Origin of the sequence: Catenulispora sp. EB89 (genome assembly GCF_041261445.1) — a bacterium.
In the GTDB taxonomy this organism is placed as follows: domain Bacteria; phylum Actinomycetota; class Actinomycetes; order Streptomycetales; family Catenulisporaceae; genus Catenulispora.
The window spans coordinates 1-23,713 of record NZ_JBGCCU010000023.1 but is presented as its reverse complement, the minus strand read 5'-3'; the positions used below and the strand labels follow the sequence as shown (position 1 = coordinate 23,713).

The window sequence follows — 23,713 nt, the reverse complement described above, 5'->3', positions numbered from 1 at the left end:
GCCGGTGATCCGATCTCTCGACTGTAACGGTGCAGGCGGCGCGGGACCCGCCAACAAGAGCGACGAAAGTCGCATACACGGGGGTTACTAACGGGAATAACGTGACACGCGGGGGCTGTTCGTGTGTCACGGGAGGTAGTGCCCATGGCTGACCGGGATGGAAGTGAGACGTCGGTCCCTGAGGATCGGCTGACGGTGTGGCCCTTCGCCGCACTCGTCCTCGCGGCGGCGGCGACGCTGTTCGCGTACGCGGCCGCTTCCAGCCCACCGTCCTGGCTCACCAGAACCGTCATCGTGATCGTCGGCGCGGTACCCTCCGGCGGCCATGCGGTGCACATAGGCCTGGCGCTTCTGCTCCTGGGACGCGGTCTCTATGTACGGCGTCTCATGGCGCTTTATCTGATTTCTGCCGCAGTGGCGTGGTCGACGGTGATGTCGCTGATCACCTGGGACCAGCCGTGGCGGCTGCTGCCGATGGCGGCCTTCGCGTGGGCTCTATGGGGAGCACGGCACAGGTTCACCGCAGTGCCCGACACGACGCGTCTACGTACAGCGCTTCACGTGCTTCTCGGGCTCGGCATCGTCGCGGTCGTGGTCGGCGGCGGCGGGATCTTCCTGCAGCGGGACCGGCTGAGCTCCTCGCTCACCCCGGTCGGGCTGGGGCGCGAGCTGTTCGACGGGCTGACGGCGAACTCCGGGCCGATGACGATCGAGGGGCGGTCGTGGTTCCTGCACGGGCTGTCGCTGCTCGGCGGGGTGACGCTGCTGCTGGTGCTGACGTGCCTGCTGGCGCCGGCCCGGGCGCCGCTGCCGGGGACGGACGCCGAGCGCGACCGGGTGCGGCGGCTGGTGCAGCATCCGGACTCGGACACGCTGGCGCCGTTCGCGCTGCGTCATGACAAGTCCTACGTGTTCTCCCCGGACGGCCGGGCCGCGATCGGGTACCGGGTGTTCCTGGGCACCGCGGTCGTGGGCGGCGACCCGTTCGGCGCGGCGGACGCGCGCGAGGCGGCGGTCGTCGCGTTCCTGGCGCTGTGCCGGCGCCGGGGATGGCGGCCCGCGGTGGTCGGCGGACGCGAGGAGCTGCTGCCGCTGTGGCAGGCGCACGGCGTGCGGCGCGCCATCGGGATCGGGGACGAGGTCATGCTGGACGTGGCCAGGTTCTCGCTGGAGGGGCGGTCGATCCGCAACGTGCGGCAGGCGGTGCGCCGGACGCACAAGGCCGGGATCACCACGCGGGTGCTGCGCGAGACCGCGCTGGACGGCGAGGAGGCCGACCAGCTGCTCGGCATCCACCGGCGCTGGCTGAAGGGGCACGCCGAGCACGGGTTCGCGATGAACCTGGACGCCATCACCTCGGCCCGGCACCCCGACGCGCTGCTGATCGTGGCGTACGGCCCCGACGGCCGCGCGGTCGGCTTCCAGCGCTACCACCCGGTCGGCGCCGACCGGGCCGCCGGGCCCACGGCGCTGTCGCTGGACGTGATGCCGCGCGACCCGCAGAGCCCGAACGGCGTGAACGAGCGGCTGATCGTGGACCTGGTGGACTGGGCCCGCGAGCGCGGCATCGACGAGATCTCCCTGAACTTCGCGGCCTTCCGCCCGATCATGGACGCCGGCAGCCGCCGCACGCCGCTGCAAAGCGCGGCCTACCACGCGATCCACCTGCTGGACCCGTGGATCATGCTGGAGAGCCTGTACCGCTTCAACGCCAAGTTCCGCCCCGGCTGGCAGCCGCGCTCGGTGGCGTTCCGGTCCTGGGGCGAGGTCGGCTGGCTGGCCGCCGCGGCGCTGGCGATGGAGTTCTCGCTGCCGCTGGACCGGCGCCGGGTGGCGTCGGCGGAGAAGCTGGCGCAGGGGCACGGGACGCCGGCGACGGAGAGCGGGGACGGCGCGCTGGAGGATGGCGGGATCCGGGATGAGGATGCTGTCGGGGGGCCGGTGCGGCGGCATGTCGGATAGGGCAGGCTTGGCGGCGGAACTGCTGCGGCGACCGGCGCGCGCGACGGACCGAGCCGCGGCGGACCGGCTCGCACGAGGCTGAGATGCGGGCGGCCTAGCAGCCGGCGGCAAGGCTGCGGCGAGCGCCCGGCGAAAGCGAGCCGCGGCAGGCCGGCTCGCGCGAAGCTGAGACGCAGGCACCGAGCCGCCGACGGCAGGCGGCCGCAGCGGCCGGCGGCAAGGTTGCGGCAAGCGCCCCGCGAAAACGAGCCGCAGCGGGCCGGCTCGCGCGAAGCTGAGACGCAGGCACCGAGCCCGGACAAGCCGGCGGCAGTCGGCGGCAGTCGGCGACAAGGCCGCGGGAGGCCGTGCGCGATGAGCAAGCAGAAGTGCGGGCTGGCTGAGCGTCAGCCAGTTTGAAGCGCGGTGCACCGCCAGCGGGACTCTTCATCGCGATCGAAGCGCAGCGCCACGGCGCGCGTGCGTCCGCCGTCGCGGAGCAGCGCGAGTGCTTCGACGCCGGCGCCGCTTTCGGAGAGTCGGACTGACCTGAGCGTGGTGGTGCGGGCGTAGCGCGGGGTGCGGAGCTTGCCGCGGACTTCGGCGTCGGTCCAGTGGGCCGCGTGGGTGGCGGTGCGGCGGCCGACCAGGACTTCGACCAGCATGCCCACCAGGGCTCTGATTTCGGTGTACGCCTTCTGCGACGGCATGCGGCGAGGCGGCGGCGGTGGCTCGGCATCCACTGCCAGCACCTCTGGACGCCGCTCGGGACGCTCGACTCGGGCCAGCGCACGCGCCAACGCTCCGGTCGGCGGGTCCGGCAGCGGCGTCGGACAGGCCACCACCACGCCCGCCCGCACCACCGACAGCAAGAGTCCTGGACGCGGCTCGCGTCCACTCCCGGCGAGTGGCCGCCAGACCTTGCCGTAGTCCGCCGACCAGGCGTCCACCGCCCACGGCACGGGGTCGCAGTCCTCTGGTTCCTGCGAGGCCGCCTCGCGACGGACGGAGCCCTCGGCGAAATCTTGGTTCCGGCCGTTCCCGGCATCGCCCCGGCCCTCGCCGCCACCCCGGCCCTCGCCGCCGTCGCCGCCCTCGAACCCGAAAGCCCCAGCGTCGATCTCGACCTCGGCCACCGCGTCCACCCACACCGCGATGCCCGAGAAGTCTGGCCTGTTATCACGCCGCCACCGTGCTCCGACCCCGACCCGCACCGGCGTCACGTCAGACCGCCTCCCCTTTGCCCGACCCTGTACCCGAGAAATGAGGCTCCAGCAGATCACAGGGGCATGCGAAACGGCTGACTTCCCGCGGGAAGTCAGCCGTTCGGCCCAGCTGTGTCAGGGTGCTCCGGCGCTGCCGGAAGCGCCCCGGTGCCTCAGCGCTTCTTGCGCTTGCCCGAGGAGCGGCGGCGCGGGGTGTCGTCCTCGACCGGCTCCGGCGCCGCGTCGGCCTCGGGGTACTCCGCCGCGAAGGAGACCTCGCGCTGCAGGACGCCGCCCTCGCCGTCGACCGTGGGGGCCGTGTAGCTCAGGTGGTCCGGGCGGCGGGGTGCCTCCAGGCCCTTGGCGAGCAGGTGCGGGGTGCCCGGGACGGCGTCCTGGACCCCGTTCTGGCCGGCCGCCAGGGCGTTCGCGGTGGCGGCGGCCTGGGCCTGTGCCTCCGGGTCCTGGTTCACCGCCTCGACCTCGACCTTGAGGTTGAACAGGTAGCCGACGGACTCCTCCTTGATGGCGTCCATCATCGCCTGGAACATCGCGTAGCCCTCGCGCTGGTACTCGACCAGCGGGTCGCGCTGGGCCATCGCGCGCAGGCCGATGCCCTCCTGGAGGTAGTCCATCTCGTACAGGTGCTCGCGCCACTTGCGGTCCAGGACCGAGAGCACGACGCGGCGCTCCAGCTCGCGGGTGATCTGCTCGCCGAGCTGGGCCTCGCGGGCGTCGTAGCCGCTGCGGATGTCCGCGGTCAGCTCCTCGGCCAGGACGTCGCGGGTGACCTTGTCCTGGCCGCCGGCGGCGTCCTCGATCTCCTCGATCGACACCGAGATCGGGTACAGGGTCTCCAGCGCGGTCCACAGCTTGCCCAGGTCCCACTCCTCGGCGTAGCCCTCGGAGGTGGCGGCGTCCACGTAGCCGGCGATGGTGTCGTCCATCATCAGCCGGACCTGGTCCTCCAGGTCCGCGCCGTCCAGCACCTTGCGGCGCTCTTCGTAGACCACCAGGCGCTGGCGGTTGAGGACCTCGTCGTACTTCAGGACGTTCTTGCGGATCTCGAAGTTCTGCTGCTCGATCTGGGTCTGGGCGCTGGCGATCGCGCGGGTGACCATCTTGTGCTCGATCGGCACGTCCTTGGGCACGTTCGCCATCGCCAGCACGCGCTCGACCATGCCGGCCTTGAACATGCGCATCAGGTCGTCGCCCAGCGAGAGGTAGAACCGGGTCTCGCCGGGGTCGCCCTGGCGGCCGGCGCGGCCGCGCAGCTGGTTGTCGATGCGGCGGGACTCGTGGCGCTCGGTGCCCAGCACGTACAGGCCGCCGAGGTCCTGGACCTCGTCGTGCTCGGCCTTCACCTTGCGCTTGGCCTTCTCCAGCGCGTCCGGCAGCGCCGCGACCCACTCCTCCTGGGTCAGCTCCGGGTCCAGGCCGCGCTGCTGGAGCTCGGCGTTCGCCAGGTCCTCGGGGTTGCCGCCGAGCTGGATGTCGGTGCCTCGGCCGGCCATGTTGGTGGCCACCGTGACCGCGCCCTTGCGGCCGGCCTGGGCGACGATCGCCGCCTCCCGGTCGTGGTACTTGGCGTTCAGGACCTCGTGCGGGACGCCGCGCTTGCGCAGCATCTGCGAGAGCCGCTCGGACTTCTCCACCGAGGTGGTGCCGACCAGGATCGGCTGGCCGAGGGCGCTGCGCTCGGCGATGTCCTCGACGACCGCCTCGAACTTCGCCTCCTCCGAGACGTAGATCAGGTCCTGCTGGTCCATGCGGACCAGCGGCCGGTTCGTCGGGATCGGCACCACACCGAGCTTGTAGATCTGCTGGAACTCCGCGGCCTCGGTCATCGCGGTACCGGTCATGCCGGCGAGCTTGTCGTAGAGGCGGAAGTAGTTCTGCAGCGTGATCGTGGCGAGCGTCTGGTTCTCGTCCTTGATCTCGACGTTCTCCTTGGCCTCGATGGCCTGGTGCATGCCCTCGTTGTAGCGGCGGCCGGCCAGGATGCGGCCGGTGTGCTCGTCGACGATCATGACTTCGCCGTTCATCACGACGTAGTCCTTGTCCTTCTTGAACAGCTCCTTGGCCTTGATGGCGTTGTTCAGGTAGCCGACCAGGGGGGTGTTCACGGACTCGTAGAGGTTGTCGATGCCGAGCAGGTCCTCGACCCGCTCCACGCCGCGCTCCAGGATGCCGACGGTGCGCTTCTTCTCGTCGACCTCGTAGTCGACGTCCGGGGCCAGCCGGTCCACGATCTTGGAGAAGTCGGTGTACCACTTGGTGGCCTGGTCCGCGGGACCGGAGATGATCAGCGGGGTCCGGGCCTCGTCGATGAGGATCGAGTCGACCTCGTCGACACAGGCGAAGAAGTGGCCGCGCTGCACCATCTCGTCGCGCGACCAGGCCATGTTGTCGCGCAGGTAGTCGAAGCCGAACTCGTTGTTCGTGCCGTAGGTGATGTCGCACTCGTACTGCTCACGGCGCTCGGCCGGCGTCATGTTGGCCAGGATCACGCCGACCTTCAGGCCCAGGAACCGGTGCACCCGGCCCATCCAGGACGAGTCGCGCTCGGCCAGGTAGTCGTTGGTGGTGACGATGTGCACGCCCTTGCCGGCCAGCGCGTTGAGGTACGCCGGCAGCGTGCCCACCAGGGTCTTGCCCTCGCCGGTGCGCATCTCGGCGATGTTGCCCAGGTGCAGCGCGGCCCCGCCCATCATCTGCACCTTGTAGTGCCGCTGGCCCAGGGTGCGCTTGGCCGCCTCGCGGACGACCGCGAAGGCCTCCGGCATCAGGTCGTCGAGCGTCTCGCCGTCCTCCAGGCGGGCCCGGAACTCGTCGGTCTGAGCACGCAGCTCGGCGTCGCTCATCTGGACGTAATCGTCCTCGATCTCCTCGACGAGGTCGGCGATGGCCTCCAGGCGGCGCAGGATCTTCCCCTCGCCGGCCCGCAAGACCCTGTCCATCAGACGCGCCACGGCAGACAACTCCTCGAATACGGGCTCGGGCAGGCAGGTGTGTGCCCCGCCTTTTCCAACATGTTATGCGACGGTCCGCGCTCCAAGGGAAGAGCGCGGCGTAATGATCATCGGCATATTCCCTGGAGACCGCCGATCCGGCTCGCCTACGGTGGAGCGATGGACATACGGCAAACGCACGAGCGCCGCGAACCGGTTCCCGTACCGGACCGGTTGCTGGTCGCTCCGCCGCTGCCCCAGGGCCCTTTGCAGACCCGGCGGCTGATCCTGCGGCCGTGGCGCGAGGACGACATCCCGGCGATCTTCACGATCTGCCAGGATCCCGAAGTCCAGCGGTGGACCACCGTGCCGTCGCCGTATCAGGTGAAAGACGCGGAGTGGTTCGTGCGGGAACACACCCCGAAAGGGTTCCGATCCGGGGACGAGGCGACGTTCGGGGCGTTCGTGAAGGACACCGGGCAGATCGCCGGATCGGTCGGGCTGGCCGGCATCACCACATTGGCCGCGGGCCGCGGCGTGCGGACGGCGGAGGTCGGGTACTGGGCCAATCCGGACACGCGCGGACGCGGGTACATCACCGAGGCCGTCCGGGAGGTCGTGCGCTGGGCGTTCGAGGACCTGGGGCTCGGGCGTGTCGTCTGGCAGGCCTTCGACGGCAACACGCCCTCACGCAGGGTGATTGAGAAGGTCGGCTTCACGATCGTCGGACGGCAGCGTTCCTCGCACCTGCACAACGGGGCGGTGCGGGACATGTGGCTGGCCGACATCCTGCCCGGAGAGCTGCGGTAACGGAAAAGCTGTCGGTGCCGGCGGCTAGCGTGACGGATGTGACATCCGCACCTGCACCGCGCACCGAACTGTCCGCCGCCGAGGCCCGCCGCCTGGCTCTGCACGCGCAGAGGCTGATCGGCGTACCGGACCGGCGGGCCGGCGCGGCGGGCGTGCTGCGCGACCTCGGGGCGGTGCAGCTGGACACCATCAGCGTGCTGGCGCGCTCGCACGAGCTGGTGCCGTACGCGCGGCTCGGCGCGGTCGGGCGCGACGGGATCGAGAAGGCGTACTGGAACCACGAGCCGCACGGCGCCTCGACGTTCGAGTACTGGGCGCACGCGGCCTGCATCCTGCCGGTCAAGGAGTGGCCGACGTTCGCCTACCGCCGCGCGAACTACCGCGACCGGGCCAGCGGCGGCTGGGGCCTGCCGACCTCCGGCGAGGCCGAGGCGCTGGTGTTGGGCAAGCTGCGGGACGAGGGGCCGTGCATGACCTCGGACTTCGGCGGAGCGCGCAAGAGCGCCGAGTGGTGGGACTGGTCGGAGACGAAGGTCGCGGTCGAGAAGCTGCTGGCGACCGGGGACGTGGTGTGCGTGGAGCGGCGCGGCTGGCGGCGGGTCTACGACCTGCCGGAACGGGCGCTGCCGAAGGCCGTGCTGGACGCCCCGGAGCCGACCCGCGCGGAGTCGCACGTCCGGCTGCTGGCGCAGGCCGGGCGGCGGCTGGGCGTCGGCACGATAGGCGATATCGCGGACTACTACCGGCTGAAGATCCCTGACGCCAGGCCCCTGATGGAGCAGACCGGCCTGGTGCCGGTGAGCGTGCGCGGCTGGACCCAGCCGGCCTGGGCCGATCCGGCGGCGCTGGACCTGCTGGCCGCCGGCGGACCGCGCGGCCGGCACCGCACGACCCTGCTGTCCCCGTTCGACTCGCTGATCTGGGAGCGGGACCGGATGGAGCGGATCTTCGGCATGGTGCACCGGATCGAGGCCTACACCCCGGCCGCGAAGCGGGTGCACGGCTACTTCGCGATGCCCCTGCTGGCCGGCGGCAAGCTGCTCGGCCGCGTGGACCCCAAGCGCGAGGGCAAGACGCTGGTCGCGCGGAAGGTATCGCTGGACGCGGCCGGGGCGGTGCAGCCGATGGCCGACGCGCTGCGCGAGGCTGCGGGGTGGGTCGGGTGCGACGCGGTGGCGGTGGAGCAGGTGACGCCGGCCGATGCGGCGGGGGCTTTGCGGGCGGCGCTGGACTGAGGGCGGCGGCAGAGGACCGGGATCGGTCGGCTCGCGAGAAAAATCAAACTGCCAGTCAACATTCGTTGAGGGCTCGGTGCGGGGGCAGGCGAGCAATCAGCCCGCGAAGAAAACTCCGGCGATGGTGTTCAGCTGAGCTCAGGCATCAAAGCTCTGCGCTCGCACACCTCCGCGCTCCCCTACCGCCACAGCGGCTGCGGCGGCGCCCCGAACCACCCGGCCAGGATCTCGGCGTCGTCGGTCCGCAGCCCGCCGCGCCAGTCGACCAGCTCCAGCCCGCGCTCGCGCAGCAGGCCGCCGAAGACGCCGGCGACCTCGGCGCCGGCGATGCCGGTGCGGTGCACGCCGGCCACCGTCACCCGGCTCGCCGTGTCGACCTGGCCGTAGACGTGCACGCCGTCGGCGACGGTCAGGGCGTAGCCGCCGTGGACCACGCCGCGGCCCTCGATCGCGACCGGGCGGACGAAGTGCGTCGTGGTGCCCAGGCCCGCGGCCAGGTCCTCGACCGTGAGGGTGACGCCGGCCAGCGGCTCGGCGGGGGTGGTGCGCAGGTGGATCTCGGTGAAGCCGGGGCCGGAGCGGAAGTCGTCCTGGATCCGGCGGATGGCCAGCAGGTTCTCCTCGACCGCGGTCGCGCCGGCCGGGCCGACCAGCTCCACGTCGCGCCACAGGTCGTCCTTCACCAGCAGCACCGTGCGGCCGTCCAGCGGGCCGGCGATGTCCGGGAGGCGGTCGCTGATGCTGGACATGCTGAAGTGGATGTCGCGGGCCGGGAGCATCTCGACCCGCGGCTCCTGCTCGACCCGGCGCAGGGTCAGCTCCAGCTCGCCGATCAGCTCGTACTCCTCGCGGAAGGCCGGCTCGGCGCGGGCCACCCGCCAGACCTGTCCCGCGGCTTCCAGCAGCTGCGTGCCGTCGAACGCCGGGGGAAGGTTCTCCGACGGCACCGTCGTGCGCGCTATCACCCCGCCGTCCGCGGCGTCTCTCAACGTCACGGATATGTCCATGGTCACGAACCTACGCGGGTGACGTCTTGCGATGTCAAGCTGCGAACGCTAGGTGATCTCCAGCAGTTTCTCCCGCACGGCGTAGACCACGGCTTCCATGCGCGAGTGCAGGTTCAGCTTCTCAAGGATGTTGCGCACGTGGTTCTTCACCGTGTTCTCGGTGATGAACAGCTCCTTGGCGATCTCCCGGTTGTTGCGCCCGGTGGCCACCAGCTTGAGGACTTCCATCTCGCGGTCGGTGAGCTTGGGCGCCGGGGCGACCGGATCCGGCACGGGGGCCGCGTCCGCGCCGCGGGCCAGGGCCGCGAAGCCGGTCATCAGTTTGGCCGCCATCGAGGGGCTGACCTGCGACTCGCCGCGCTGCACGGCGCGCAGCGCATCCGGGATGGTGTGCGGCAGCACGCTTTTGAGCAGGTAGCCCGAGGCCCCGGACTTCACCGCCTCGTAGAGGTCGGTCTCCTCGTCGCTGGAGGTCAGCATGATGACCTTGGCGCCCGGGACCGAGCGTTTGATCGCCGCGCACGCCGTCAGACCGTCGGTGTCGGGCATGCGGACGTCCAGAATCACCACGTCCGGGGCGAGTTCCTCAGCCTTGTGCAGCGCTTCCGCGCCGTTCGACGCCTCGCCCACCACCTCGATGTCGTCCTCGGTGTCCAGGACGACGGCCAAGCCTCGGCGCAGCAGCGTGTGGTCGTCGGCTATGAGGACTCTTATGGCTTCCGACACAGCACCATGATGACACCTCAGAAGGACAAGTGACATTACCCATCTGGGTGATCGTTGAACCTCCCTCCTTTGCGGAGCCAGGTGCGACCGGCTCCGCAAAGGAGTCCTTTGAGATCAGAGCTCTGCCGGCTGTGGCGTCAGCCGCGTTCGGCGGGCCTCAGCGGCGGGAACTGGCCATCCGGTCGGAGGGCGACGAACCGTTGATCGACGGCTCGGCCGGCTCCTCCCCGGGCTCCAGGCGGATCACTCCGTAGTCGTACGCGCGGCGCCGGTACACGACCGCCGGCAGGCCGGATTCCTTGTCCACGTAGAGGTAGAAGTCGTGGCCGACGAGTTCCATCTCGTACAGCGCCTGGTCGAGCGTCATCGGGGCCGCGGTGTGCGTCTTCTCGCGGACCACCATGGGACCGTCGTCGTGCGTGGGGCCGGGGATGCCGTAGGGCTGGAGGTCCACCTCGGGGTTGTCGCTGACCGCGCCGTCCGCCGTCAGCAACGGCTCCGTGCCCGGCGGCAGGTCCGCCATCGGCGGGAGGTGCTTGATGGAGTCCGCGATCGCCTTGCGGTTGCGGTGGATCTTCTTGCGGTCCTTGGCCCTGCGGAGCTGCGCCTGAAGCTTGGCTGCGGCCATATCGAGCGCTGAGTACGGATCGCCGGCACACGCCTCGGCCCGGATGACCGGGGCCCGGGGGCAGTCCAGCGTCAGCTCGATCCGGTCCTTGCTCTCGGCCTGGCGGGGGTTCTTCTCCTCGCCGAGCACGACGGTGAGGCTGATGGCCTTGCCATCCATCTCCTCAACCTTGGCCAGCTTCTCCATGACGTGCCGACGGAACCGGTCGGTCACCTCGTGGTGGCGGCTCTTGACGACGATGTCCACGCGCGTTCTCCAATCTCGCGTTCAGATCTGTGCCGGGCTCAAGGGCTCGGCTTCGGCGTCGAATGAGAGTGGATCCAGCGGCGCCTCCGCGAAGTGATCGGGGACTGCTCTGACTTTGATCTGTCGAGTAGATCGGTATGGACTTGTAGATCTCTAACGTACGCCGGGTGCGCTTGGTGCCCGGTTTCCTGAGTGGAAGAAGTCACAGCCGATACGGGTTCCGGCGGGAGTCGCCGGGGGTACGGCTGCGACGCGAGTTCTCGCGAGGGGTCCGGGGAGGGGATCAGCCGTCGGAACCGGCCTGCCGCCTGCTACAGGCGGCTGATTATGTGCGTGCTGGTGCGCATCGTGCCTGCTCACTGTCTCGTGCGCGGGTGCCTATGGCTGAAAACTAGCCCCGGATCGCCCTCGGCGGAAGGGGCCGGAGGCGGCGTTGGACCGTTCGAGTGATCGGAACGGTGTTCGACCGGGGTTTGTGTGTGGTTTCGTGCCGATTCCTCGGTAGTTCACACAGTGAGACGGCGGCCGGGCACCTCTTACGAGCGGACCCGCGCGGCCGCGATCGTGGCCGCGCCGAGGACCGGCACGCCGGCCTCCCGCAGCGCGCGGGACGCCTCCGCGAGGCTGGCGCCGCTGGTGCTGATGTCGTCGACGAGCACCACACTGGAACCGGTGACCGCCCCAGCGCGACGGGCCCGCAGGGCTCCTGCCAGGTTCGCCTGACGCCGCTCACGGGACAGCCCCGCCTGGTCCTCGACGGCGCGGGCGTGCGTCAGCGCGGGCACGGCACGGACCGGCACTCCGACCTCGCGCAGGGCCCGTGCCGCAGTCCTGGCCAGGCGCGCGGTGGTGTCCTGGCCGCGGTCGCGGACGGCTTTGCGCCGAGAGGGCATGGGAACCAGCGCCACCGACGCGCAGCCCGCGGCACCCGCCGTGCCGAGCGATGCGCCCAGCGTCGTATCCAGCGCTGTGTCCAGCGTCTGCGCGACGGCCCGCGCGAGAGCCCGGCCCAGCGCGCGCCGCAGATCGGTACGCCCGCGCTCCTTGTACCCGATGAGCATGGTCCGAACCGGGTCCTCGTAGCGGGCCACCGCGTGCGTGCGCGGGGTGCCGGGCACGGACGCCAGCGTGCGCCACGGCCCGCTCTCGGCCAGCAGGCCGTCGCAGGCGGGGCACAGCGGCTCTCCGGAGGGCTGCGGACGCCCGCAGCCCCCGCAGTCGCGCTCGGCGGCCAGGTCGAGCAGGGCGGCCCAGAGCGGGCGGACGAGCGGCATCGGACCCCCTGGTCGCGCTGTGGTCGGAACGTGGCGGAATTATCCGCTATGCCCGGTTACCAGCGCCAGCCGAGCCGGCCCGCCTCCGCGGTCGGTCCCCTGTCGTGCCGCAGCCGGCCGCCGCGCCTCAGCCCGCCGTCGCCGTCGCCGCGACCGGGCTCCAGCCAGACTCCTGGAAGCTGTCCGCGCCGCCGCTGCGCTTGAAGTACGAGTACGTGGTGTTCGGATCCGTCGGTCCGGGAGCGTCGCTGAACGTCCACAGCGAGGTGTGCCCGCCGACCACGCCGGTCGCCGCGCCGGTCACCGCGGCGATGTGCCGGGCCGCGGTCTGGGCGTCCTCCAGGGCCATGATCGTCGAGTCCTGCGAACCGTCCAGGTACACCTTGTAGAGCTTCGGCGTGCTCGACCCGGCCTGCTGCAGTCCCAGCAGCACCACGGTGCGGCCGTCGGCCCAGGCGGCGTCGGTGACGCTCTGCAGGCTGGACGCCGCCTGATCCGCGTTCTGCGGGAGGGTCTGGAGCAGCGAGAACTCCCCGGAGGCCGACCCGTCGGGGCCGGTCAGGGCGACGCCGGCCCCGGTGCGGGCGACGAACACCATCGTGGCCTGCTGCGGGGCGTCCGCACCGTCGGCGTCGGTCGTGTTCGGCCCGCCGACCACGACCGCGCGCAGGCCGTCCGGCGAGGGCTTGAAACGGAGCACCTGCTGGTAGGGCACCGGGACCTGCTGGGGCGTGCCGTTGCCCGACCCCGTGGCGCCGGGATCCTGCGCCCGGTACAGGTTCTTGTCGTCGACCACCCACAGCGAGCCGTCCACCGGATCCCACTCCAGGTCGGTCACGGACTTCGCGGACTTCGCGTGGTACCAGACCGGCTGGTCGTTGTTCTTGTCGTTGACGACGACCACGTCACCGTTCTGCTTGACCACGGCCACGAAGATCGTGGCCTGCGGCGATTTGCCGTCGGAGGAGCCGGAGAGCTGCTTCACCGCGATCGGCTCGTCCTTCTCCAACGGGATGCCGTTCAGCGGGACCAGCGACGGGACCTTGGCGCCGTTCAACGGGCAGACGGCCGGCGCCTCCGCGGCCCCCGCCAGCTGCGCCCGGTCGACGATCGCGGCGTTCGCCTCGCCCTGCGTCTGCGGACACACCCAGTACACCGGCGGCGGCGGCGAGCCGTCCGGGCCGACGCCGCCCACCGCGCACGTGGTGCAGCCGGGGTAGTCGACGAGCACCTGGCTCAGCGCCGTCGAGGAGAGCAGTTGCTGGTTCTCCGAGGCGTCCCGGAAGGTCCTGGTCAGGGCCAGCTGCACGTCGCTGACGAGGTCCGCCCGGCCGGCCGGCGGCCGGTTCAGCGTCACCTTGGCCAGGCCGTTGGAGTCCACGGTCACCGGAGCGGCCAGCGTCAGACCGGTGTCCTGCGACGTGAGCCGGCCGTGCAGCACGGCCCGGGCCAGCGCGTCGTAGGTGTAGTCGACCTTGCCGGAGTCCTGGGTCAGGTAGACCTGGTCCATCACCGGGGCGACGGAGCCGCGCGAGGGCAGGTAGACCGCCAGCGGGGACTGGTACGTCTGGTAGGCGCGCTTGAACGACTCCGGAAGGATCATCCGGAAGTCCGGGGGCGTGGCGATCCGCCACCCGATCGAGGCCCCCAGGTACTTCAGCGTGAACTGCTGGATGACCGGCCCGCTCTGGTACTGGAAGAAGCCGTACCGGTCGATCTGGGCCACCTGGGCACCGCTCTCGGTGATCATCTGCTCGGCACCGACCGGTGTCGGCGCGGCGGCCTGCGGCGCGGTGGCGCCGGCCGGAGCCTCGGCCGGGTGCGCGGGGTGGTTCGGGGACTCCTGCTGGGAGTCCGGGAGCGGGGCGTCGTACTTCACGATCTTGGTCGTGGTGGTCCAGGTGGAGCCGGCCGGGATCCACTTGCTGCGGGCCTCGGGGGTCAGGAACTCCTGGGCGACGCTGAAGCTCGGGTCCTCCTGGTCGCCGGTCAGCGCCTGCAGGAAGCTGGTCACCAGCAACCCCGGCGACATCGAGGGCGTCGGTTCGTTGGCCAGGATGGCCACGTTGTTGCGGCTCTGGTTCAGCGGGGCGCTGCGGACGTCGCCCTTGGAGGGCGGCCCGGCGCAGGCCGCGGCGCCCGCGAGGGTGAGCAGGGCGAGCAGCACGGCGGCCCATCGGCGGGCCCGGTTCGCCGGGACCCGGCCGGGCTCGGCCGGCCCGCCCGGCCCGCCTGGCCCGCGTGGCCCGCCCGGCCGCCGGCGCGGGTCCTGCGGGGTCCGGCAGTCCATGGCGTCTCCTGGTCGCGGGGCGGACGGCGGCGGCCCGGCGGTCATCAGCGCTCCCCCACCCGGTCGCTGCCGCGGCCGGTGAGCCCGGTCAGGTCCGGGCCGCCGGTGTGCCGCGGCGGCGCGGCCGCGGCGCCCTCGGCGGCCAGCCGCGCGGCCTCGGCCTGGCGCTTGTGGTGTCGCGAGTCGTCCGGCTCCAGCGGGATCGGCGAGCGCACCAGCTCCATGCCGGCGGTGCAGGGCAGCGTCAGCCGGAACTGCGAGCCGCCGCCGGGTTCGCCCCAGGCCTGCAGCCAGCCGTGGTGCAGGTGCGCGTCCTCCAGCGAGATCGCCAGGCCCAGCCCGGTACCGCCGGTGGTCCGGGCCCGCGCCGGGTCGGCACGCCAGAAGCGCCCGAACACCAGCGAGGACTCGCCGGGCTTCAGGCCGACGCCGTAGTCGCGCACCGCGACCGCGACCGCCTCGGCGGAGGCGGCGACCTTGACCAGCACCGGCCGGCCCTCACTGTGCTCGATGGCGTTGACCACCAGGTTGCGCAGGATCCGCTCGATGCGGCGCGGGTCGATCTCGGCCACGCAGGGCCGGTCCGGCGCCACGATCCGGACGTCCGAGCCCTTGCGCTCGGCCAGCACCTGGCTGCTGTCGACCACCCGGCGCGCCAGCTGGCGCAGGTCCACCGGCTCGGCGTCCAGCACCGCGGCCCCGGCGTCGAACCGGCTGATCTCCAGCAGGTCGCCGAGCAGTTCCTCGAACCGGTCCAGCTGGGTCTGCAGCAGTTCGGCCGAGCGCGCGGTCGGCCCGGAGAAGTCGTCGCGGGAGTCGTGCAGGACGTCGGCGGCCATCCGGACCGTGGTCAGCGGCGTGCGCAGCTCGTGCGAGACGTCGGAGACGAACCGGCGCTGGACCCGCGAGAGCTCCTCGAGCTTGCGGATCTGCCGCTGCAGGTTGCCGGCCATGGTGTTGAAGGAGGTGGCCAGCCGGGCCAGGTCGTCCTCGCCGCGCACCCGCATCCGCTCGTCGAACGTGCCGTCGGCGAGCCGTTCGGCGATCCCGGCGGCCTGCCGGACCGGGGTCACCACCAGCCGCGTGACGAACCAGGCGACCCCGGCCAGGGCCAGGACCAGCACCGCGCCGGCGATCACGATCATCTCGTTGTCGAAGTTGAGCGCGTCGCTCTCGGTGGTGAACGGGAAGGCGTAGTACAGCTGGACCTTCCCCAGCTCGCCCAGGTTGAACGACGCGCCGTACAGCAGGCCCGGGGTCTTGTGGCCGGACACGGCGGTGCCGGGGGGCCCGTCGCCCGGCGTCGAGGTGACGTCGACGATCCCGCCGCCGGTCGTCTGCGGGCCGTACTCCAGGTCGGTGGTCTGGTACTGGACCTGGAAGCCGTCCGAGCCGTAAACCTGGAGGCTGTCCTTCAGGGCCTGCTGGATGCTCTGGTGCTGGATCCCGCCGCAGGTGTAGCCGGCGACCGGGAAATTGTGGACGGACGACAGCAGCACCACCTGGTAGGTGTCGCTGTTGGCGCCGCTGCACAGGTTCCGGACCATGGCGTCCAGGCTGTTGACCCAGGCGGCAAACGGCTGGCTGTTGGAACTGCTGGAACTGTTGGAACCGCCGGGGCCCAGGGATGCGTTCGGGTTGTTCTGCCGGATCGTCTCGGCGGCGGCCGTGATCGAGGCGCTGGCCTCGCTGAAGCCGCTGCTGGCCATGGCCAGCGACGAGCTCTCCTTGGCCTGCACCAGACCGTCGCGGATCTTGCTGTTCAGCATCCAGCCCAGCACGAACGCGATGACGATGGACAGCAGCAGGGTGAGCGACACCACGCGCAACTGCAGCGAGCCGCGCCAGGTCCCGGGCAGTTCCAGGACGGCGCGGCCGAAACGCCGGGCACCGCCGGTGAACTTCGAGACCCGCATCTACTTCCCCGTGCCGTTAAGCCGGACCGGCTTTGTAACCCACCCCGCGCACGGTGACCACGATCTCCGGGTTCTCCGGGTCGACCTCGATCTTGCTGCGCAGCCGCTGGACGTGCACGTTCACCAGCCGGGTGTCCGCGGCGTGCCGGTAGCCCCAGACCTGCTCCAGCAGCACCTCGCGGGTGAACACCTGCCAGGGCTTGCGGGCCAGCGCGACCAGCAGGTCGAACTCCAGCGGGGTGAGCGGGATCTGCCGGCCGTCGCGCTTGACCGAGTGGCCGGCCACGTCGATCGACAGGTCGCCGATGGCCAGGGTCTCGGGCTTGGGCTCGTCGGCGCGGCGCAGCCGCGCGCGCACCCGGGCCACCAGCTCCTTGACCTTGAACGGCTTGATCACGTAGTCGTCGGCCCCGGACTCCAGGCCGACCACCACGTCGACCGTGTCGCTCTTGGCGGTGAGCATGATGATCGGGACCCCGGACTCGCCGCGGATCAGGCGGCACACGTCGATTCCGTCGCGTCCGGGCAACATCAGGTCAAGCAGGACCAGGTCCGGCTTGAAATCACGGAAGACCTGCAGAGCCCGGTCACCGTCGGCGACGGACGTGGTCTCGAAGCCCTCGCCGCGCAGGGCGATGCCCAGCATCTCGGACAGGGCTATGTCATCGTCGACGATGAGGACACGACCTTTCATGCGGACTATCGTCGCATTACTTTCTGCTTTTGGTGAATCCCCGGTGCCACTGGGAAGGATCACGGGTGTTGGTGCGGGGGTGGCGCCGTCCTCGCGGCTGCCTGCATGCTGGGGTGCACACTCCCGGCGGCACGCCGGTCCGCGCCCGAGGAAGAAGCGTCCACGCAGCCCATGAGCCATCTCACCGGAGCGAACGCGCCTGTCGGCGACCCTGGTACGGCGTTCACGCCGGCCGGTCTCGGCCGGGGAGTCGTCCCCCTGCGTCCTTTGCAAGCGGGGGAAATCCTCGACGGCGCCGTGACCGCCATGCGCTCCTATCCCGGCGTCATGCTCGGGCTGTCGGCCCTGGTGGTCGCGCTCGGCCAAGCGGTGGCGATCCCGCTGGACTACCTCTATCTGCACTTCCTGGCCGGACTGGTCAACGGCAACACCACGCTGGGCAGCGGCACCGGGATCAACGACCTGGCGCTGCTGCGGCCCGGCGTGCTGCTGAACGCGCTGATCGTCTCGCTGCTGGTCGGGCTGCTGACCACGGCTGTGGCGCGGGCCGTGCTGGGCCGGCCGGTGACGCTGGCGGAGGTCTGGGCCCAGACCCGGCCGCGGCTGCTCCGGCTGCTGGGGCTCGCGCTGGTGATCTTCATCGTGCTGTTCGGGGTGCTGGCCCTGGGGATGCTCCCCGGCCTGCTGCTGGCCGCCGCCGGGAGCCCGGCCGCGGCCCTGGTGCTGGTGCTCGGGCTCGGCGGCGCGGCGGCGCTGGCGGTCAACCGGTGGGTGGCCTGGTCGCTGTCCGCGGCCGCGCTGGTGCTGGAGGACCAGCCGGTACGGCGGGCGCTGAAGCGGTCCTCGACGCTGGTCAAGGGCGGCTGGTGGCGGGTGCTGGGGGTCTCGCTGCTGGGGCTGCTGGTGTCCGAGATGGTCGCCGTGGTGCTCTCGGTGGTGCAGCAGGTGGTCGTGGGCTCGAATCTGAGCCCGGTGAGCGACAACGGGGACGGGACGTACTCCGGGCACCATGTCTCGCTGGTGTACGTGTTCCTCGGGGCGTTGTTCTCGGCGGGGATCCAGGCGGTGGTGTCGCCGTTCGCGGCGTCGGTGATGGCGCTGCAGTATGTGGACCGGCGGATGCGGCGCGAGGGGTTGGACATCCAGCTGGCGATGAGCGCTCGGGCGCGGCGTGACGGCTCGGCCGGGGCAGCCGGTGCGGCGAGCGCGGCAGGCGCGACGGCCGGCCTGGCGACCGCGGCGGCAGCGGCAGCCGGCGGCGGGCCGGAGCCGGGGAACGGCCCGGCCGCGTGACCGGTCCGGGGGCCCCGGTCACGCCACCGCCCGGCGTACCGATCACCGTCGGCCGCGACGAGGCACGCCGCGCGGCCGCGGACGAGCTGGCCAAACCGGTCTACGCGCACGCCCGGCCCTCGCTCACCAAGCGCGCCCTGGACTGGCTCGGACACCAGATCAGCACCTTGTGGGACAAGGCCTTCGGCAGCAGCTCGGGCGGCGGCAGCGAGGGCTGGACCGCCGTGCTGGTCCTCCTGGTGCTGCTGGTGGTGGCCGTGGTGGTGATCCGGCGGCGCTACGGGCCGATGCGGCGGCGGGTCACGGCCGACCGGGCGCTGTTCGACGAGGCGGCCCCGATGGACGCGGCCGGCTACCGGCGCACGGCCGAGGAGCACGCGGCCGGCGGACGCTGGGCCGAGGCCGTCCGGGCCCGGCTGCGCGCGGTCATCGCGGCGCTGGAGGAGCGGGCGGTCCTGGACCCGAGGCCGGGGCGGACCGCCGACGTGGCGGCGCGCGAGGCCGGGGCCCTGCTGCCGGACCAGGCGCCGGCGCTGCTCGCCGCGGCGCGGGTCTTCGACGACATCTGGTACGGCCAGAACGCGGCCGGGCCCGAGGACTACCAGCGGCTGGTCGCCGTCGACACCGCGGTCGCCGCGGCGCGGGTGCGCGTCGGCAGTGCGGCCGGGGCGCCGCCGGCCGGCGACCTGCCGCGGCTCGCCGAGACCCCGGCCGGCCGCCGGGACCCGTCGGAGCCGCGATGACCACGCTGCGGGCGTGGCGCTGGCCGGTGGCCGCGCTCGCCGTCCTGCTGCTCGGAGCCCTGGTCACCGCGATCGCCATCGGCGGCAACGGCGGCGGGACGCTCGATCCGGACTCCGCCTCCCCCGACGGCGGCCGGGCGCTGGCCTCGCTGCTGCGCGACCGCGGCGTCACGGTCACCCCGGCCCGGACCACCGCCGACGCGCTGGCCGCGGTCCAGGGCGCGCAGGGCGACGCGACGCTGCTCGTCACCGATCCGGGACTGCTGACCCTGCTCCAGATCGACACGCTGGCCTCGACGCCGGTGGCGCGGCTGGTGGTCGTGCAGCCGGACCCGGAGTCGGCGCGGCTGCTGACCACGCAGACGGCGCGGGTGGACGCGCCGCCCGAGGGCTCGGGGCTGGTCGATCCGGCGTGTCCGGACGCCGACGCGACGGCCGCCGGGAACGCCGACATCGGCGACGGCGAGGTCTTCAGCGGCCTGACGAGCGGGTGCTACGAGATGTCCGGCGGGTACGCGCTGGCCACGGCGGCCGGGCCGTCGTCGGACGACACGGTGCTGGTCGGCAGCCGCACGCCGTTCCGCAACGACCGGCTCGCCGACCACGGCAACGCGGCCCTGGCGATGCGGCTGCTCGGCAAGCACCCGACGGTCGTGTGGTACCTGCCGGACGGCGCGGACCCGGGCGCGACGGCGTCGGGACAGAAGAGCTTCACCTCGGTCCTGCCGGCCGGCTGGCGCTGGGGCGCCCTGACGATGGTGCTGGCGATCGCGCTGCTGGCGCTGTGGCAGGCCCGGCGGCTGGGGCCGGTGGTCGCCGAGCGGATGCCGGTGGCGGTGCGCGCGGCCGAGACGGTCGAGGGCCGCGCCCGGCTGTACGAACGCGGCAAGGTGACCGACCGTGCGTCCGGGGCGCTGCGCGAGGCGACCCGCTCGCGGCTGGCCGCGCGGCTGGGGCTGCCGCGCGCGGCCGCGGTCGGCGACATCGCCGCGGCGATCGCGGCGCGCGGCGGGCCGGAGGCGGGCGCGACGCTGGCGGTGCTGGCGGGGGCGGTGCCCGCGGACGACGCGGGGCTGGTGGGATTGGCTTCGGCGCTGGACCGGCTGGAAGCCGAGGTCGGGCGGCTGTGAACGAGGGACAGGAGAGCGAGATGACGCAGCAGGACCCGGCATCCGGCGTGGGTGGGTTCGGGGGGTTCGGAGGCTTTGGCGGGTCCGGGGCGGCTGGGGCGGCTGGGGGATCCGGTGCTTCCGGCACTCCCGGCGTGTTCGACGGTGCGGCTCAGGCTTCTGGGTCGCCGGTATCAGGATCCGTGTCGGGAGCCGTGCCGGGTTCCGCATCGGGAACCGTGTCAGGATCCGCATCGGCTTCCGTCAGCCCCGAGGACGCCCGTACGGCACTGCTGGCGGTGCGCACCGAGGTCGCCAAGGCCGTGGTCGGCCAGGACTCGGCGGTCACCGGGCTGGTCATCGCGCTGCTGTCGGGCGGGCACGTGCTGCTGGAAGGCGTGCCGGGCGTCGCGAAGACGCTGCTGGTGCGCTCGCTGGCGGCGGCGCTGGCGCTGGACTCCAAGCGCGTGCAGTTCACCCCGGACCTGATGCCCGGCGACGTGACCGGCTCGGCGGTGTTCGACAGCCGGACCGCGGAGTTCTCGTTCCGCGAAGGCCCGGTCTTCACCAACCTGCTGCTCGCCGACGAGATCAACCGCACTCCCCCGAAAACCCAGGCCTCGCTGCTGGAGGCGATGGAGGAACGGCAGGTCACCGTCGACGGCCGCCCGCGACCGCTCCCGGAGGTGTTCCTCGTCGCCGCGACCCAGAACCCGGTCGAGTTCGAGGGCACCTACCCGCTCCCGGAGGCACAGCTGGACCGCTTCCTGCTGAAGCTGGTGCTCCCGCTCCCGGGCCGCGACGAGGAGATCGGCATCCTGGACCGGCACGCCAACGGCTTCGACCCCCGCGACCTGGACGCCGCCGGCGTCCGCCCGGTGGCGGGACGCGCGGACCTGGCGGCGGCCCGGGCCGCGGCACGCAAGGTGACGGTCAGCCGCGACGTCCTGGGCTACATCGCCGACCTGGCCCGCGCCACCCGGGTGTCCCCGTCGCTGTCCCTGGGCGTCTCGCCCCGCGGCGCCACGGCCCTGCTCAACACGGCGCGCTCCTGGGCCTGGCTCGCGGGGCGCGGCTACGTGACGCCGGACGACGTGCAGGCGCTGGCGAAGCCGACGCTCCGGCACCGGGTGCGGCTGCGCGCCGAGGCGGAGATGGAGGGCGGGACCGCCGACGGGGTGCTGGACGCGGTGCTCGGTGCGGTTCCGGTGCCGCGGTAGGCGGCGGGTGATGGCGATGGCGGGTGCGGCAGGTGCGGCAGGTGCGGCAGGTGCGGCAGGACAGGTCGCGGGGCTGAGGCGTGCGCGCGCGGTGTGCTGCGGATGCCCGGCGGAAGCGGCGACGAAGGCTGCTGCGGAGAGGCAGGCCGCGAGGCTGCGGCGTGCGCACACAGCGTTGTGCGGATGCCCGGCAGAATCCACTGCGGAGGCGCGGGTCGCAGGGCTGCGGTATACGTGCGCAGTGTTCTGCGGATGCCCGGCAAAGGCAGAGCGCTCATGCGCGCCCGATCCCAAGGCTCGGTTCGCGGAGGCTGCCCGACGCCGATGCGGTTCCACTTTTGGGCGCGCAGCCGCTGCCATCATGCCGCTAGGGGCGCCGTCATGGCCCTGACCTGGCGTGCCGGCGCCTTGGCCGCCCTCGGCGCGGTGTTCGTCGGCGTCGTGCTGCCGTCGTGGGTGGGGATCGCGGTGGTGGCGGCTGTCATCGCGGTCGGGGTGGCCGTCGACGTTGCCTTGGCCGGTCCCGTGCGGACGCTTCAGTTCGAGCGCGGTGGCGACACCACCGTGCGGCTCGGCACCACGGCCCGGGTGCAGCTGGTCGTCACCAATCCTTCGGGGCGACGTGTGCGGGCGCTGATCCGCGACGCGTGGCCGCCGTCCGCGGGGCTGCAGGGCGTCGCGCGGTCGGCGAACCGGCTGGCCGACCCGACCATCGTGCAGCCCCGGCACGCGGTCACGATCCCGGCTGGCGAGCGTCGGCGGATCGAGTCGGTTCTGGTGCCGACCCGGCGCGGCGATCGACAGGCCGAGCATGTCAGCGTCCGCTCCTTCGGCCCGCTCGGCCTGGCCGCGCGGCAGCGCACGATGCGCAGCCCGTGGCGCGTGCGGGTACTGCCGCCGTTCCTGTCCCGGCGGCACCTCCCCTCGCGCCTGGCACGCCTCCGCGAGCTCGACGGCCGCACCTCGCTGCTGGTGCGCGGGCAGGGCACGGAGTTCGACTCGCTGCGCGACTACACGGTCGGCGACGACGTCCGCTCCATCGACTGGCGCGCCACGGCCCGCCGCCACATCGGCGACCACTACGACGTCGTGGTCCGCACCTGGCGCCCGGAGCGCGACCGCGCGATCCTGATCGTCCTGGACACCGGCCGCACCGCCGCGGGCCGCATCGGCACCGAGGAACTGGGCACCGACGGCGTCCGCCTCGACGCGGCCCTGGACGCCTCACTCCTCCTGACAGCCCTGGCCCTGCGCGCCGGCGACCGCGTGGACCTCCTGGCCTACGACCGCCACGTCCGCGCCGCCGTCACCCGCACCGCCGCCAGCCAGACCCTGGCCCGAGTCACCGAGGCCATGGCCGTCCTGGAACCGGAACTGGTCGAACTCGACGCCCGCGGCCTGGTGACCACCATCCTGAACCGCGCCTCCCAGCGCGCCCTGGTGGTCCTCCTGACAAGCCTGGACTCGGCCCCGATGACGGAAGGCCTCCTCCCGGTGATCGGCCGCCTCACGGCCCGCCACGAAGTCGTGGTCGCCTCCGTCGCCGACCCCCGCATCGAGCAGATGGCCCGAGGCCGCGGCGACGCCACAGCGGTGTACGAGGCCGCGTCGGCCGAGCGCGCCCGCGCCGAACGCCGACACGTGGCGGACCTGCTCGCCAAGCACCGGGTGACGGTGGTCGACCAACCGCCCGCACTCATCGCACCGGCACTGGCGGATGCGTACCTGGCACTGAAGGCAGCCGGGCGGCTGTAGGCAGAAGCAGCACTGATGGGCCGACGGGTCGGGGCCGGCGATCGTGCCCGGATTCTGACTGCGGCGCACCACGGACCGCGGGCCTGTTGGACAGGCACGGCGGATCAGCACAAATGCTGGGCCACGCCGGGATGCTCGCCAGCGCTCAATTCGCGATGAATCGGCGGAGGCGTGCACGGATCGAGCCAGGGCAGGCACCCAGACCAAACCAAGCAAGGAGGCTCGCCCGCGCTCGACTCGCGATGAATCGGTGGCGGCACGCGCGAATCGAGCCAGCGCGGCCACTTTGGGCAAGCCAAGCGAGCAGGCTCGCCAGCACTCGATTCGCGGCGAGCCAGCCCGGGTGTGAACGCGACCGCAGTGCGCGGATCGAGCTGGCGAAGGTGCATCGGCCAGGCCACGCGGCGAGGCTCGCAGGCATCCCTTTCGCAATCGGTGAGCGCGGAGGGCAAGTCCTGTCGCAGCGCCTGGATGCAAGCTGGCTGGCGCTCGTTCGCGATGAGTCAGCGTGGGCCGTACGCGCCCCGAGCCGGAAAAGCAGTAGACCCCCGATGGAAAACCATCGGGGGTCTACATGAAATTTAGTTCGGCCGCGTCCTACTCTCCCACCAGGTCCCCCTGGCAGTACCATCGGCGCTGGCGGGCTTAGCTTCCGGGTTCGGAATGGGAC

17 protein-coding genes and 1 rRNA gene are annotated in these 23,713 nt (G+C 72.1%); 8 read left to right on the top strand and 10 right to left on the bottom strand.

What is annotated here, in order from left to right:
* The first annotated feature begins 144 nt into the window (after positions 1 to 144).
* Positions 145 to 1,962, top strand: a complete 1,818-nt coding sequence (locus ABH920_RS36605) for a bifunctional lysylphosphatidylglycerol flippase/synthetase MprF (RefSeq protein ID WP_370353858.1) — start codon at positions 145 to 147, stop codon at positions 1,960 to 1,962.
* Between the two features lie 386 nt (positions 1,963 to 2,348).
* Here ABH920_RS36605 and ABH920_RS36600 read toward each other — a convergent pair whose 3' ends face one another.
* Both ABH920_RS36600 and secA read right to left on the bottom strand, forming a co-directional pair.
* Positions 2,349 to 3,164 carry an Rv3235 family protein gene (locus ABH920_RS36600; protein WP_370353857.1) on the bottom strand — a complete coding sequence of 272 codons (816 nt, stop codon included), beginning with the start codon at positions 3,162 to 3,164 and terminating at the stop codon, positions 2,349 to 2,351.
* A gap of 155 nt (positions 3,165 to 3,319) precedes the next feature.
* The gene (secA, locus tag ABH920_RS36595) at positions 3,320 to 6,106 is read right to left on the bottom strand and encodes a preprotein translocase subunit SecA (protein ID WP_370353856.1); all 2,787 of its coding nucleotides are present in this window, start codon (positions 6,104 to 6,106) and stop codon (positions 3,320 to 3,322) included.
* Positions 6,107 to 6,277: 171 nt separating this feature from the next.
* Here secA and ABH920_RS36590 point away from each other — a divergent pair, with 171 nt between their 5' ends.
* A complete protein-coding gene (locus tag ABH920_RS36590) occupies positions 6,278 to 6,907 on the top strand; it encodes a GNAT family N-acetyltransferase (RefSeq protein ID WP_370353855.1) in 630 nt (209 codons plus the stop codon).
* Between the two features lie 29 nt (positions 6,908 to 6,936).
* The gene (locus ABH920_RS36585) at positions 6,937 to 8,142 is read left to right on the top strand and encodes a winged helix-turn-helix domain-containing protein (RefSeq protein ID WP_370353854.1); all 1,206 of its coding nucleotides are present in this window, start codon (positions 6,937 to 6,939) and stop codon (positions 8,140 to 8,142) included.
* Between the two features lie 179 nt (positions 8,143 to 8,321).
* Here the strand turns inward: ABH920_RS36585 and ABH920_RS36580 are convergent, their stop codons facing one another.
* From ABH920_RS36580 to mtrA, 7 genes are all read right to left on the bottom strand, one after another.
* Positions 8,322 to 9,149, bottom strand: a complete 828-nt coding sequence (locus tag ABH920_RS36580; RefSeq protein ID WP_370353853.1) for a hypothetical protein — start codon at positions 9,147 to 9,149, stop codon at positions 8,322 to 8,324.
* 48 nt (positions 9,150 to 9,197) lie between these two features.
* Entirely contained in the window at positions 9,198 to 9,911 is a 714-nt protein-coding gene (locus ABH920_RS36575) for a response regulator (RefSeq protein ID WP_370353852.1), read from the bottom strand.
* 121 nt (positions 9,912 to 10,032) lie between these two features.
* Positions 10,033 to 10,749: a ribosome hibernation-promoting factor, HPF/YfiA family gene (gene hpf / locus ABH920_RS36570; protein WP_370353851.1), complete on the bottom strand. Its 717-nt coding sequence runs from the start codon at positions 10,747 to 10,749 to the stop codon at positions 10,033 to 10,035.
* A 536-nt stretch (positions 10,750 to 11,285) separates the two neighbouring features.
* Positions 11,286 to 12,023, bottom strand: a complete 738-nt coding sequence (locus ABH920_RS36565) for a ComF family protein (RefSeq protein ID WP_370353850.1) — start codon at positions 12,021 to 12,023, stop codon at positions 11,286 to 11,288.
* A 127-nt stretch (positions 12,024 to 12,150) separates the two neighbouring features.
* A complete protein-coding gene (locus ABH920_RS36560) occupies positions 12,151 to 14,313 on the bottom strand; it encodes a hypothetical protein (RefSeq protein WP_370353849.1) in 2,163 nt (720 codons plus the stop codon).
* Between the two features lie 44 nt (positions 14,314 to 14,357).
* Complete coding sequence (mtrB, locus tag ABH920_RS36555) at positions 14,358 to 16,229, bottom strand: MtrAB system histidine kinase MtrB (RefSeq protein WP_370353848.1); 1,872 nt, start codon at positions 16,227 to 16,229, stop codon at positions 14,358 to 14,360.
* Positions 16,230 to 16,245: 16 nt separating this feature from the next.
* The gene (gene mtrA, locus ABH920_RS36550; RefSeq protein WP_194894868.1) at positions 16,246 to 16,923 is read right to left on the bottom strand and encodes an MtrAB system response regulator MtrA; all 678 of its coding nucleotides are present in this window, start codon (positions 16,921 to 16,923) and stop codon (positions 16,246 to 16,248) included.
* A 171-nt stretch (positions 16,924 to 17,094) separates the two neighbouring features.
* Between mtrA and ABH920_RS36545 the strand changes: the two genes are divergently transcribed.
* From ABH920_RS36545 to ABH920_RS36525, 5 genes are all read left to right on the top strand, one after another.
* A complete protein-coding gene (locus ABH920_RS36545) occupies positions 17,095 to 18,216 on the top strand; it encodes a hypothetical protein (RefSeq protein WP_370353847.1) in 1,122 nt (373 codons plus the stop codon).
* Complete coding sequence (locus tag ABH920_RS36540; protein WP_370353846.1) at positions 18,213 to 18,959, top strand: DUF4129 domain-containing protein; 747 nt, start codon at positions 18,213 to 18,215, stop codon at positions 18,957 to 18,959. Before ABH920_RS36545 ends, ABH920_RS36540 begins: the two co-directional genes overlap by 4 nt.
* Positions 18,956 to 20,089, top strand: coding sequence for a DUF4350 domain-containing protein (locus ABH920_RS36535; RefSeq protein WP_370353845.1), 1,134 nt, complete (start codon positions 18,956 to 18,958; stop codon positions 20,087 to 20,089). Before ABH920_RS36540 ends, ABH920_RS36535 begins: the two co-directional genes overlap by 4 nt.
* Before the next feature lie 218 nt (positions 20,090 to 20,307).
* A complete protein-coding gene (locus ABH920_RS36530) occupies positions 20,308 to 21,288 on the top strand; it encodes an AAA family ATPase (RefSeq protein ID WP_370353844.1) in 981 nt (326 codons plus the stop codon).
* A gap of 381 nt (positions 21,289 to 21,669) precedes the next feature.
* Entirely contained in the window at positions 21,670 to 23,043 is a 1,374-nt protein-coding gene (locus ABH920_RS36525; RefSeq protein ID WP_370353843.1) for a DUF58 domain-containing protein, read from the top strand.
* A 584-nt stretch (positions 23,044 to 23,627) separates the two neighbouring features.
* Here ABH920_RS36525 and rrf read toward each other — a convergent pair.
* Positions 23,628 to 23,713, bottom strand: a 5S ribosomal RNA gene (rrf, locus tag ABH920_RS36520); the annotation flags it as partial.